The organism is Streptomyces sp. R-07 (assembly GCF_049913175.1).
Lineage (GTDB): Bacteria > Actinomycetota > Actinomycetes > Streptomycetales > Streptomycetaceae > Streptomyces.
The window spans coordinates 5,444,950-5,456,813 of record NZ_CP183978.1; the positions used below are offsets into that span (position 1 = coordinate 5,444,950).

Here is an 11,864-nt window from a genome sequence, read left to right on the forward strand (position 1 = left end):
GCGATGTCCTCGGCTCATCACGCCTTCAAGCTGCCGGTACGGGGAGAAGGACGGCGCCCCGCGCGCGTGCGCCCGTACTCGCTGACCGGCGGCCGAACCCGCTTCGGTCACATCCTGCTCGTCGAGACCTTCGTGGCGGCGCTCGAAGCGCCCGCCGTCCGCAAGGTCCTGACGGACGGCGGGCCCGCCGCCCGCGGGCTGATGCCCGAGATGCGGGCCATCGTCGAGATCTGCCGCCGGATGCGGACGGTCGCGGAGATCTCGGCGCTTCTGAAGATGCCGTTGGGGGTCGTCCGGGTGCTGCTCAGCGACCTGGCCGACCAGGGAAAGATCCGTGTGTACGGGACCGGTCACGGCACCGGCCAGCCCGACCGCGCGCTCCTCGAAAGGGTGCTGAGTGGACTCCGTCGTCTCTGACGCCACCGCCGTCTCCGCCGTCTCCGACACACCGGTGGCCGTCGGCATTCCCGCCCAGCAGGGCACCGAACCGCGCGAACCGGAACCCGGAGAGGCCACCGAGGCCGACACCGAGGACGGCGCCCAGGACTGGCAGCTCGACCACTCCCGCGCCCCGATCGCGACGAAGATCGTCGTCGCGGGCGGCTTCGGCGTCGGCAAGACGACCTTCGTCCGCGCCGTCTCGGAGATCACCCCGCTCCAGACCGAGGCGCTGATGACCCGGGCGAGCGAGGACACCGACGACCTCACCGCCACCCCGGACAAGCTCACCACCACGGTGGCGATGGACTTCGGCCGGATCACGCTCGACAACGACCTGGTGCTGTACGTCTTCGGTACGCCGGGACAGCAGCGCTTCTGGTTCATGTGGGACGACCTGGTGCGCGGGGCGATCGGGGCGATCGTGCTCGCCGACACCCGCCGGCTGACCGACTGCTTCCCGGCGCTCGACTACTTCGAGAGCTGCGGGCTGCCGTACATCGTGGCCGTCAACCACTTCGAGGGCACGGAGCTGTTCGAGGCGGACGACGTCCGCGAGGCCCTGACCGTGCCCGCCCACGTGCCCGTGGTGATCATGGACGCGCGCAAGCGGTACAGCGTCGTCGAGAGCCTGCTCGCGATGGTCGCGCACGCCCTCGAAGCCACCCCCGAATAGTTCGACCAGTTCGCCCCGTCACGCCAGGAGCCCCGCCCATGCGGAAGATACTCATAGTCGGCGCCGGCCAGTCCGGCCTGCAGCTCGCCCTCGGACTCCAGTCGCAGGGGTACGAGGTCACCCTCATGTCGAACCGGACCGCGGACGAGATCCGTACCGGCCGGGTCATGTCCACCCAGTGCATGTTCGACACCGCCCTCCAGCACGAGCGGGACCTCGGGCTCAACTTCTGGGAGTCCCAGGCCCCCCGGATCGAGGGCCTCGGCGTCTCCGTCGCCGGCCCCGACTCCGCCCGCCTGATCGACTGGGTCGGCAGGCTCGGCGGCTACGCCCAGTCCGTGGACCAGCGCGTGAAGATGGCCGGCTGGATGGACACCTTCGCCCAGCGCGGCGGCCAGTTGGTGATACACGGCGCGGCCGTCGGCGACCTGGACTACTTCTCCCGCAACTACGACCTGGTGCTCGTCGCGGCCGGAAAGGGCGAGCTGGTCTCCATGTTCGGCCGGGACGCGTCCCGTTCGCCGTACGACGCACCGCAGCGGGCCCTCGCCGTCGCGTACGTCCACGGCCTCGGCCCGCGCCCCGAGCACCCGGACTTCGACGCGGTCCGCTGCAACGTCGTCCCGGGCGTCGGCGAGCTGTTCGTCATGCCGACCCTCACCACCGGCGGCCGCGCCGACATCCTCTTCTGGGAGGGCGTCCCCGGCGGCCCGCTCGACGTCTTCCAGGGCGTCAAGGACCCCTCCGAGCACCTGGCGCTGACGCTGGAGCTCATGGAGAAGTTCACGCCCTGGGAGTACGCGCGGGCCACGAAGGTCGAGCTGACCGACGCGGGCGGCACCCTCGCCGGCCGGTACGCGCCGACCGTCCGCAACCCCATCGGCCGGCTCCCCGGCGGAGGCCTGGCCCTCGGCGTCGCCGACGTCGTCGTCGCGAACGACCCGATCACCGGCCAGGGCTCCAACTCGGCGTCCAAGTGCGCCGCCGCGTACCTCGCCGCCATCGTCGAGCAGGGCGACAAGCCCTTCGACGAGGAGTGGATGCAGGGCGCCTTCGACCGCTACTGGAAGACGGCCCAGCACGTCACCAAGTGGACGAACGCGATGCTGGCGCCCCCGCCGGAGCACGTCCTGAACCTGCTCGGCGCCGCCGGCCAGCTCCAGCCCGTGGCCGACCGCTTCGCCAACGGCTTCAACGACCCGGCCGACTTCGAGAACTTCTTCTTCGACCCGGAGAAGACGAACGCCTACCTGGCCGAGGTCGCGGCCGGCTGACCGGGGTCGACGGCCGGCACCCGCGCGCCGGGGTCGGCCGTCCTGGTCCGGGCGTTCGGGACCTTCGCGCTCTTCAGCGACTGACGGCCCTCCTCCGCGCGGCGGACGGCGAGCGGGGTCAGCAGACCGGTCAGGGCGAAGAGCGCGCCCACCACGTACCAGCCCGGACGGCCCCAGCCCACGCACAGTGCGATGAGGAGGCCGGGGCCGAGGGCCTCGGAGAGGCCGGCGCCCAGCCCGAAGACGCCCAGGTACTGGCCGGTGGCGTGTGGCGGCGCCAGCGCGTACGACACCTCGAAGCCGCCCGCCGCGTGCCACAGTTCGCCGAGCGTGTGGACGACCACCGCGGTCAGGAGCAGGACGACCGCCACCGCGACGGGCGTCCCCGCGGAGAGCGAGACGAGGGCGCAGGACACCAGGAAGGCCGCCCCGGCCCGCCGGTAGGCGCGGCCGCCGGCCCGCGGCGAGTCGATGCCGCGGCTCGCCCGCACCTGGAGGCCGACGACGAGGACGGTGTTGGCGAGCATGGTGCCGGAGACGAGCCAGTGCGGGGCGGTGGTGGACCCCACGAGCCAGAGCGGGATCGCGACGGTGAGCACCTTGAACTGGATGGCCATGACGCCGTCGAGCGCGGTGAGCGCCAGATACGGCCGGTCCCGCAGCGCGATCCACCGGGGGCCGCGGGCGACGGGCGCGGGGGCGACGGGCGGCAGCAGGAACAGGACGGCGGCGGAGGCGGCGAACGCGCAGGCGTTCCCGGCGACGAGGACCTGGTAGGCGCCGAGGGTGCCGACCTGGACCGCCCACCCCGCGAGGAGCGCGCCGAGGGAGATGCCGACGTTGGTCACGGCCCGCAGATAGGCGCGGAACTCCTGCGGCCGCTCCCCTCCGTGATGCCGGACGAGCGGCGCCCGGGCGGCGAGACCGGCCGCCTTCGCGCCGGTGGCCGCGGAGACGGCGAGGACGAACGGCCAGAAGCTGTCGGCGAGCACGAAGGCGGCCGTGGCGAGCGCCTGCACCGCCAGGGTGGCCACGTAGACCCCGCGCGCCCCGCGCAGGTCCGCGAGATGACCGACGGCGATGCCCACGGCCAGCGAGAGGAACCCGGCGATGCCGAGTCCGAGTCCCACGGTGGCGGCGGGGAGGCGCACGGCCTGGGTGAAGTACAGGACTCCGGCGGTCAGGAAGAGCCCGCTGCCGACGGCGTTGACGAAGTTCGAGGCGGCGAGCGCGCGCTGGGGGCGGGTGTCCGGCAGAAGTCTGGGCATGACGGGGCTCCGTGTCCGGGCCTGACAGTCGGCCGTCGGTAAGGACCCCGTCAGCTTCGCGCTTATTACGCGCGAGAGCAAGGGGTGGGCCGGGAAAGGGAGTTCACCCCCGGTCGTAGCCCTCGTCCCCGCCGTCCCGGGCGCCCGCCGGGAGTGGGGGAGGGGTGTACGCCGCCAGGGCCGTTCCCTCCGGATCGGGCCGTACGGCCCCGAGCACCGGGTTCGCCGCGAGCGGCGAGACCTTCACCTTCCCGCCCGGACGCGGGGCCTGCACCACCAGACCCTCGCCGAGGTAGAGGGCCACATGGGTCGCGCCCGGGAAGTAGACCACCAGATCGCCCGGGCGGAGCTCGGCCAGCGACACCCGGGGCAGGGTCGCCCACTGCTCCTGACTGGTCCTCGGCACCTCCCGGCCCGCCGCCGCCCACGCCTGCTGGGTCAGCCCCGAGCAGTCGTACGCCTCCGGGCCCTCCGCCCCCCACTCGTACGGCTTGCCGATCTGGCCCACCGCGAAGCGCAGGGCCTCCGCGCCCGCCCGGGACGGCGTGCGGAGGCCGTCCAGGACGCCGGAGTCGAGCAGCTCGCGCTGCGCGCCGGCGGTCTGGACGCGTTCGAGCGCGGTCAGCCGGGCCAGCTGGTCCGGCGACAGGGCGGCGAGCAGCTTCTCGACCGCGAGCAGCTTGGCCCGCACCTCGTCACGCCGGGTGCGCTGCGCGGCGGCGAGCCCCTGCTGGCGGTCCAGGGCCTTGCGGGAGGCGCTCGCGAGGCTGCCGGCCTGCCGTTCGGCCCCGGTCAGGCGGGAGACGGCGCGGGCCCGGTCGCGGGCCGCGCGGGCCATCAGATGCCCCTCGTCCAGGGCCGACTGGGGGTCCGCGGCGAAGAGCAGCGGCAGGTACGAGGGGAAGGAGGAGAATGCGGACCTGCCCTGGTACTGGTCCCGGGCGATCCGGCCGGCCGCGGCACGGCCCTGCGCCAGGGCGGTCCGGGCGGCGGTGAGCCGGGCGGTCACCTTCTTGGTGTCGGCGGCCTGGAGCTTCAGCGCCTCCTCGGCGGCGTTGTACCGCTCGGTCGCCTCCTCGGCCTGCTGGTAGAGCGTCCGCAACCGGGTGAGCAGCCCGCTGACGGAGTCCCCGCCGGGGGGAGGGAGGGCGGCGGCGTCGTCGTCGACGGGATCCGTACGGGGGCCTGCGCTGGGGTCCGTGCTCGTACCGGTGTCCGTGGCGGCGGCAGGGGAGTCCGGGGTGACTGGTCCGGCCGGGTCCGCCGCCGGGGGGACCGGTCCGGCATGGTTCCCCGCCGGGTCCGCCGTCGGAGGGACTGGTCCGGCCGGGTCGGCCGCCGGGTCCGCCGTCGGGGAGACCGGTCCCGCCTGGTCCCCTGCCTGCTTCGCCTCCGGATCGACCGGTCCGACGGGTTCCGCCGTCGGGTCCGGCCAGGCGATCGGGGCCTCCGCCGGAGGGTCCACGGGCGGGTCCGGGGCGGCTCCCGCCGCCGGGAGCACCCCCGTGAGCGCCGTCGCCGCGGCGAGCGCCCCCGTACAGACCGTGCGCAGCAGCCTTCGTGACACGTCACCACCTCCACGGGGATGATGACGGCTCACTTCATCCGATTACCGTATGAATCGGGGCGCACGCCGTCACGTCACCCGTTCGGCCTCGGTGACGGCTTCGACCACGGCCACTTCAGCTCGCGCCGCTCCCGCCCCTCGGGGGCGTACACGTAGACCCAGCCGCGCTGGAGCCCGAGGCGCTTCGTGTAGCCGGAAGGTTCGCGCCGGTAGGCGTACAGGGTCGGCGGGCGGCCGTCGTGCGCAGGGACCGGGACCTCGTACCACTTCGGCGGGTGGCCGGTCGGGCCGAGCAGGATCGGCAGGACCCGGCCGTCGAGGGGGCCGCCGCGGAAGGGGGTGTTCTCGCTCTTCACCCCCACAGTCTCTCCCGGTTCACGGCCTCACAGCAGGTGGGCCGCCTCGCCCACCACCGGGATCACCCGGCGGGCCAGCGCCGCCACCGGCCCCTCGGCGGTCTCCTGGGCGAGGAGCCGCTTCACGACCCCCGCCGTCTCCTCGTCGCTCGCCGTGGTCGCCGCGAGCAGCGCGACGAGGTGGTCGACGAGCCACTCCCGCAGCTCCCGGGCGGGCGGCTGCTTCTCCTCGTCGAGCCAGATGAGCGAGGCGGCCTCGACGGCGGCGATCCACGTCCGGACGAGCATGGAGAGCCGGGGGCCCGGTCGCTCCGCCCCGAGATGGACGAGGATCTGCTCGGCGGCGGCCCGCCGCACCTCGTCGACGATCGCGGAGGTCCCGGAGGTCTCGGCGACGCTGCCGCCGCGCAGCAGGGCGCTGAACCCGGCGTCGTGCTCGTCGACGAAGGCCAGGTAGCGGTCGAGCACGCGCCCGAGCCGCTCCGTGGGCGGCCCGGCCGGCGGCTCGCTGAAGCAGCGGTTGAGGGCGTCGGCGGAGGAACGCAGGGCGGCCTCGTACAGCTGCTGCTTGCCGCCGGGGAAGTAGCGGTAGACGAGGGGCCGCGAGACGCCGGCCGCCTCGGCGACGTCGTCGAGCGACACGTCCTCGGGCGCCTGGTGGGCGAAGAGCTCCAGGGCGGAGGCGAGGAGCTGCCCGCGCCGCTGCTCGACGCTGAGCCTGCGGTAGGCGGGGGTGGCGGGGCTCGTCATGCACGGCAGCGTAACCGCGCGGCCCCACCCCGGACACCGCCCGCCCGCCCGGACCCCGCCACGACCAGGCCAGGCACCCCTGGTGCGGGCGGTCACCGCGCCGCGCCCCCGTTGTGGGCAGGCGTTCCGCGAGGGGCGGAACGGGTGGGCACAACGGAACGGCGCCCTTGTCGGCGCCAGAGGCTCCCGCGCCCTGACCCGCACCCCTTTGCGCGGCGCACGTGTGGTGCGGGCAGGTACAGGGGGTGAAGGCGCCCGCAAGGGCGCCGTCCCGTGTGCCCACCCGTCCCGCCCCAGCGGACGATTGCCCACACGGGCGGTGGCGAAGGGTGCAGGCGTGTGCCCACGCGGAGGTGGCGAAGGGTGCGGGCGCGTGCCCGCGCGGCGGGCCAGACGTGGGCCTGCGCCCACGGCGCGAGACGGCGACCGCGCGACGCGGGCACGGGCACGGGGGTCGCCCGTGCGGCCTGCCTCCCGCATCCGGTGCGGGGCAAGGGCCCCCGCCTGACCCCCATCAGATCCCCCCTGCAATCCCCCGTGCGCGACTTGTTGACGATCCGTCTACCACCATGTGAGCCTGCTGGAAACGGACGGAAGGAGTCGTCAGTGTCGACGCACGACCTCTACGTGAACGCCCCCGTCGAGCCCGGCTGGCACGTGCCCGCCACCGGTGCCGCCCGCTTCTCCTGGGACTACGACGACGGACGCGAGCGCCTCCTCGCCCTCTACCAGAAGGGCAAGGACAAGCAGTGGGACGGCGCCACCCGCATCGACTGGGGCATCGAGGTCGACCCGTACGACCCGCTCGGCACCCCCGACGAGGTCCTCACCCTCCACGGCACCCGCCACTGGGCGAAGATGACCGAGAAGGACAAGGGCGACCTGCGCCGGCACTACGCCTCCTGGCAGTTCAGCCAGTTCCTGCACGGTGAGCAGGGCGCCATGATCTGCGCGGCCCGGATCGTCGAGTCCGTCCCCGACCTGGACGCCAAGTTCTACTCGGCCACCCAGACCATGGACGAGGCCCGGCACGCCGAGATCTACGGCCGTTTCCTCCACGAGAAGATCGGGATGCTCTACCCGATCAACGACAACCTCAAGGGCCTGCTCGACGACACCCTGCGCGACTCCCGCTGGGACATGCCCTACCTCGGCATGCAGGTCCTCATCGAAGGCCTCGCGCTCGCCGCCTTCGGCATGATCCGCGACACCACCGACAAGCCGCTGCCGAAGCAGATCCTCGCGTACGTGATGCAGGACGAGGCCCGGCACGTCGCCTTCGGCCGGATGGCGCTGCGCGACTACTACAAGCAGCTCTCGGACGCCGAGCTCCGCGAGCGCGAGGAGTTCGTCATCGAGGGCTGCTACCTCATGCGCGACCGGCTGCGCGGGGTCGAGGTCCTGGAGAACTTCGGCATCCCGAAGAAGGAGGCGGAGGAGCTCAGCGAGCAGAGCGAGTTCCTGCACCTGTTCCGCAAGCTCCTCTTCAGCCGGATCGTCCCCTGCGTCAAGGACATCGGCCTCTGGGGCGAGCGCCTCCAGAAGGCCTACCTGGACATGGGCGTCTTCGACCTCGGCGACTCCAACCTCGACCTGCTGATGACCCAGGACGAGGAGATCGCGGAGGCGTTGGACCGCGAACGGTTCGCGACGGAGGAGGCGGAGCGGGTCACGGAGGTGGCGGATGCGATCGCGGCGGGGGCCGCCGAGAAGCCGGGGGACCAGGAGGAGTAGGAGGAGGAGTGGGAGGGGGGTGTCCTTCGGGTGACGTAGCGTGCCGGTCATGACCATGCCGCCATCGCCGACTCCACCGCCCCACCAGCCGTACGGCGGGCCCGTACCGCCCCCTCAGCAGCCCGGCCCGTTCGGGGGTCCGCAGGGACACCTTCCGCAGGGTGTTCCGCCGCAGTACGCGGGGCCGGGCGCCGGGGCCTGGGGGCACCCGCCCATGGGGCCGCCGCCCAAGAAGAAGCTGTCGGCCGGAGCGATCGTCGCCATCGTCCTCGGATCCCTGGTCCTGGTCGGTGGTCTCGGCTACGCGGCCAAGGCCGGGCTCGACGGCATAGGCGTCACCGGCCCCTTCCCCGAGGCGACCCACAAGCTGGTCGTCCCCAAGGCGCTCCTCGCCGGCCGGTACACGCTGGTCTCCGACCTCTCCGACACCCAGGGCAAGGAGATCGAGGACGCCCCCGATTTCACCGTGAAGGACGCCAAGGCGGCGGTCGGGCAGTACAGCGGCAAGGACGAGTCCACGCTCGTCGTCTCGGGGATGCACGGACGCATCAAGAACGGCGAGTCCACCCGTACGTCCATCCTCAGGGGCGCGGCCACGGAGAAGGGCTCCACGCTCGTCGTCCGGCCCAGGGAGTTCACCCCCGCCGGGTACGGCGTGACCGTCAGCTGCCAGGTCACCACGTCGAAGGACACCTTCGGCACGACCACGCTCCCCATGTGCGCCTGGGGCGACGACAACACCGCGGCCGCCGTGGCCCTCGTCACCCCCGACACGGCCACCACCGACCCGAAGGACATCGACCTGGCCGCACTCGCCGAGACCACGGTCAAGATCCGCGCGGAGATCCGCAAACCGATCGGCTGACGTCCGACGAGGGCGACGGGGGCGGGGGAGACCGGACAACCGCGCTACGGATTCCGCGCCTCCGCCTCCAGTCGCAGCGCCTCCTCCATCACGGCCTTCGCGATCGGCGCCGCGCTGCCGCCCCCGCTGATGTCCGTACGGGACGCCTCCGCGTCCTCGACGACGACCGCCACCGCCACCGCCGGCTGTGCCGCGTCGTCCGCCTGGGCCCAGGCGATGAACCAGGCGTACGGGGTGCCCGTGTTGCCGAAGCCGTGCTGGGCGGTGCCCGTCTTGCCGCCGACCCGGGCCCCGGGGATCGCCGCGTTCGTCCCCGTCCCCTCCTCCACGGCCTTCACCATCAGCCGCTGGAGCTGCATCGCCGTCGCGGGGTTCATCGCCCGCCGGTAGCTGCTGCGGCCCGTGCGGTCCACGGTCGTGCCGCCGGAGGTGGTGGTGCGGTCGACGAGGTACGGGTGGGCGATCTCCCCGTTGTTGGCGACGGCGGCCGCCACCAGCGCCATCTGGAGCGGGGTCGCCGTCGTGTCGAACTGCCCGATCGACGACAGCGCCAGCTGGTCCGGGCTCATCTGCCGGTCGAAGTTGGACTTCGCCACCCAGGACGGCACCCGGAGCCCCGTGTCGTTGAAGCCGAACCGTTCCGCCGCGTCGACCATCCCCGTCAGCCCCACCTTCACGCCGAGTCCGGCCATCACCGTGTTGCAGGACCACTGGATCGCGGACGCGAGGGACGCGTCGCCGCAGCCCGTCGCCTCGTTCGGCAGCACCTGCCGGGTACCGGGCAGCACGAACGGGTCCGGGGTGTCCGTCGGCGCGTCCACGTCCCGCACCACCCCCGCGTCCAGGGCGGCCGCCGCCGTCACGATCTTGAAGGTGGAGCCCGGCGGGTACGTCTGCCGCAGCGCGCGGTTCAGCATCGGCTGGTTCGGCGAGGTGTTCAGCCGCCGCCACGCGTCCTTGACGCCCTGCCCCGTCCCGGAGAGGACCCCCGGGTCGTACGACGGTGAGCTGACGAGCGCCAGGATCCGGCCGCTGGACGGCTCGACCGCCACGACCGCGCCCCGCTTCCCGTCGAGCCCACGGTAGGCCGCCTCCTGCATCGGGGCGCGGATCGTCGTCACCACGTCGCCGCCGGGCTGCCGGCCGCGGGTGAGGTCGTTCCAGAGGGGCAGCGGCGCCAGCATCGGGTCGGTGCCGGCGAGGATGTCGTCCTCGGCGTTCTCGACGAGCGTCGTGCCGTACGTCTGGGAGGCGTAGCCGGTCAGCGGCGCGTACAACGGTCCCTGTTTGTAGGTGCGTTCCCAGCGCAGCTGCTGTCCGCTGTCGCGGGAGCCGGTCACCGGCTTCCCGTCGACGACGATCTCGCCGCGCGGTCGCGCGTACCGGTCGATCGCGATCCGCCGGTTGGCGGGGTTGTCGTCGAGGGACTCGGCCTCGAAGACCATCACGCGGGCGGCGTTGACGAGCAGCGCCACCAGGAGGACGAGGCAGAGGGCGGCGGCCCGCCGGATGTACCGGATCACCGGACGCCTCCCTCGGACCTCAGGTCGACCCTCGGGCTTGTCATCGCGCGCCCTCCCCGATCTTGGTGAGTTCCCCGGTGTCGGTGGCGTCCGGCTGGGGCGCGCGGGCCGAGTCGCTGACCCGGATGAGGAGCGCGACGATCACCCAGTTGGTCACCACGGACGAACCTCCCTGGGCGAGGAACGGCATCGCCATGCCGGTCAGCGGGATCAGCCCCATCACCCCGCCCGCGATCACGAAGACCTGGAGCGCCACGATCGAGGCGAGGCCGATCGCGAGCAGCCGCCCGAAGGGGTCCCGCAGCGAGAGGCCGGCGCGGTAGCCGCGGGCGACGAGCAGCGCGTACAGCAGGAAGAGCGCGGTGAGACCGACGAGCCCCAGCTCCTCGCCGGCCGTCGCCAGGATGAAGTCGGACTTGGTGGCGAAGCCGATGAGGACGGAATGGCCGAGACCGAGCCCGGTGCCGAGCATCCCTCCGGCGGCGAAGGCGAACAGCGACTGGGCCAGCTGCCCCGGTCCGTCGCCCGCCCGGATGGAGGCGAAGGGGTCGAGCCAGTCCTGCACCCTGCTGTGGACGTGGGGTTCGAGCGAGCCGACGAGGAAGGCGCCTGCGGAGGCCAGCACGAGACCGACCGCGATCCAGCCGATCCGGCCGGTCGCCACGTACAGCATGATCACGAAGAGGCCGAAGAAGAGCAGCGAGGTGCCCAGGTCCCGCTCCAGGACGAGGACGCCGACGCTCAGCAGCCAGATCGCCACGATCGGCCCGAGGACCCGGCCCGTCGGGAACTGGAACCTCCAGATCCGGCGGCCGGTGTACGCGAGCGCGTTGCGGTTGGCGGCGAGGTACGCGGCGAAGAAGACCGCGAGCAGGATCTTGGCGAACTCGCCCGGCTGGAAGGAGAGCCCGCCGAGCCTGATCCAGATCTTGGCGCCGTTCACCGCGGGGAAGAAGATCGGCAGGATCATCAGCGCGAGCGCGGCGGCCACCGACACGTACGCGTACCCCTGGAGGGTGCGATGGTCGCGCAGCAGCAGCACGACCACGATGAACAGCGCCACCCCGAGCGTCGACCAGACCAGCTGCGTCGTCGCCGCCTGGTCCTTCGGCGTCTCCAGGTCGAGGCGGTAGATCAGCACCAGGCCGAGGCCGTTGAGCAGCACCGCGATCGGCAGCAGCAGGGGGTCGGCGTACGGGGCGCGGAAGCGGACCGCGAGGTGGGCGACGAGCGCGAGCAGCCCGAGCCCGGCCCCGTAACGGGCGGCGTCGGGCGGCACGGCGCCGCTGCGGGCGAGGCCCACCTCGGCGTAGCCCAGGACGGAGATCAGGACCGCGCCGATCAGGAGCGACAGCTCCACGCCGCGCCGCTTCGGGACGCGGATGCCGGGCGGGGGTGCGGTCATGGCCGCAA

At 73.0% G+C, this 11,864-nt stretch carries 11 protein-coding genes; 5 read left to right on the top strand and 6 right to left on the bottom strand.

All coding sequences use genetic code 11. From position 1 onward, the window contains the following. The first annotated feature begins 3 nt into the window (after nt 1-3). Genes ACN9M0_RS25170 through ACN9M0_RS25180 form a run of 3 tightly spaced genes read left to right on the top strand, consistent with a single transcriptional unit; the run spans nt 4 to nt 2,388 of the window. Nucleotides 4-417 carry a DUF742 domain-containing protein gene (locus tag ACN9M0_RS25170; protein WP_366040052.1) on the top strand — a complete coding sequence of 138 codons (414 nt, stop codon included), beginning with the start codon at nt 4-6 and terminating at the stop codon, nt 415-417. Continuing rightward, nucleotides 398-1,114: a GTP-binding protein gene (locus ACN9M0_RS25175; protein ID WP_426404265.1), complete on the top strand. Its 717-nt coding sequence runs from the start codon at nt 398-400 to the stop codon at nt 1,112-1,114. Before ACN9M0_RS25170 ends, ACN9M0_RS25175 begins: the two co-directional genes overlap by 20 nt. 38 nt (nt 1,115-1,152) lie before the next feature. Beyond that, a complete protein-coding gene (locus ACN9M0_RS25180) occupies nt 1,153-2,388 on the top strand; it encodes a styrene monooxygenase/indole monooxygenase family protein (RefSeq protein ID WP_399696085.1) in 1,236 nt (411 codons plus the stop codon). Here ACN9M0_RS25180 and ACN9M0_RS25185 read toward each other — a convergent pair. The 4 genes from ACN9M0_RS25185 to ACN9M0_RS25200 all read right to left on the bottom strand — a co-directional run bounded on the left by ACN9M0_RS25185 (nt 2,361) and on the right by ACN9M0_RS25200 (nt 6,329). Beyond that, nucleotides 2,361-3,656: an MFS transporter gene (locus ACN9M0_RS25185; RefSeq protein WP_399696084.1), complete on the bottom strand. Its 1,296-nt coding sequence runs from the start codon at nt 3,654-3,656 to the stop codon at nt 2,361-2,363. The two genes, ACN9M0_RS25180 and ACN9M0_RS25185, sit on opposite strands and share 28 nt — an antisense overlap. A 103-nt stretch (nt 3,657-3,759) precedes the next feature. Next, nucleotides 3,760-5,223: an NlpC/P60 family protein gene (locus ACN9M0_RS25190; protein ID WP_426404266.1), complete on the bottom strand. Its 1,464-nt coding sequence runs from the start codon at nt 5,221-5,223 to the stop codon at nt 3,760-3,762. Between the two features lie 74 nt (nt 5,224-5,297). Next, nucleotides 5,298-5,579, bottom strand: a complete 282-nt coding sequence (locus ACN9M0_RS25195) for a hypothetical protein (protein ID WP_366039998.1) — start codon at nt 5,577-5,579, stop codon at nt 5,298-5,300. Between the two features lie 27 nt (nt 5,580-5,606). Beyond that, nucleotides 5,607-6,329, bottom strand: coding sequence for a TetR/AcrR family transcriptional regulator (locus ACN9M0_RS25200; protein ID WP_366039997.1), 723 nt, complete (start codon nt 6,327-6,329; stop codon nt 5,607-5,609). Between the two features lie 606 nt (nt 6,330-6,935). On the opposite strand from ACN9M0_RS25200, the gene ACN9M0_RS25205 reads away from it, so the two are divergent. Next, nucleotides 6,936-8,063: a ferritin-like domain-containing protein gene (locus ACN9M0_RS25205; protein ID WP_399696082.1), complete on the top strand. Its 1,128-nt coding sequence runs from the start codon at nt 6,936-6,938 to the stop codon at nt 8,061-8,063. Nucleotides 8,064-8,112: 49 nt separating this feature from the next. After that, nucleotides 8,113-8,928: a hypothetical protein gene (locus ACN9M0_RS25210; protein ID WP_426404267.1), complete on the top strand. Its 816-nt coding sequence runs from the start codon at nt 8,113-8,115 to the stop codon at nt 8,926-8,928. A 44-nt stretch (nt 8,929-8,972) separates the two neighbouring features. Here the strand turns inward: ACN9M0_RS25210 and ACN9M0_RS25215 are convergent, their stop codons facing one another. Together ACN9M0_RS25215 and ACN9M0_RS25220 are read right to left on the bottom strand one after the other, a co-directional pair. After that, complete coding sequence (locus tag ACN9M0_RS25215) at nt 8,973-10,451, bottom strand: penicillin-binding transpeptidase domain-containing protein (protein WP_366036130.1); 1,479 nt, start codon at nt 10,449-10,451, stop codon at nt 8,973-8,975. A gap of 40 nt (nt 10,452-10,491) precedes the next feature. Further along, nucleotides 10,492-11,856, bottom strand: coding sequence for an FtsW/RodA/SpoVE family cell cycle protein (locus ACN9M0_RS25220; RefSeq protein ID WP_366036129.1), 1,365 nt, complete (start codon nt 11,854-11,856; stop codon nt 10,492-10,494). Nucleotides 11,857-11,864: the final 8 nt, after the last annotated feature.

Excerpts from the sequence above, each read along its gene's own strand:
- ACN9M0_RS25200 (WP_366039997.1), bottom strand. The coding sequence starts at position 6,329 with ATGACGAGCCCCGCCACCCCCGCCTACCGCAGGCTCAGCGTCGAGCAG.
- ACN9M0_RS25185 (WP_399696084.1), bottom strand. The coding sequence starts at position 3,656 with ATGCCCAGACTTCTGCCGGACACCCGCCCCCAGCGCGCGCTCGCCGCC.
- ACN9M0_RS25220 (WP_366036129.1), bottom strand. The coding sequence starts at position 11,856 with ATGACCGCACCCCCGCCCGGCATCCGCGTCCCGAAGCGGCGCGGCGTG.
- ACN9M0_RS25210 (WP_426404267.1), top strand. The coding sequence starts at position 8,113 with ATGACCATGCCGCCATCGCCGACTCCACCGCCCCACCAGCCGTACGGC.
- ACN9M0_RS25170 (WP_366040052.1), top strand. The coding sequence starts at position 4 with ATGTCCTCGGCTCATCACGCCTTCAAGCTGCCGGTACGGGGAGAAGGA.
- ACN9M0_RS25180 (WP_399696085.1), top strand. The coding sequence starts at position 1,153 with ATGCGGAAGATACTCATAGTCGGCGCCGGCCAGTCCGGCCTGCAGCTC.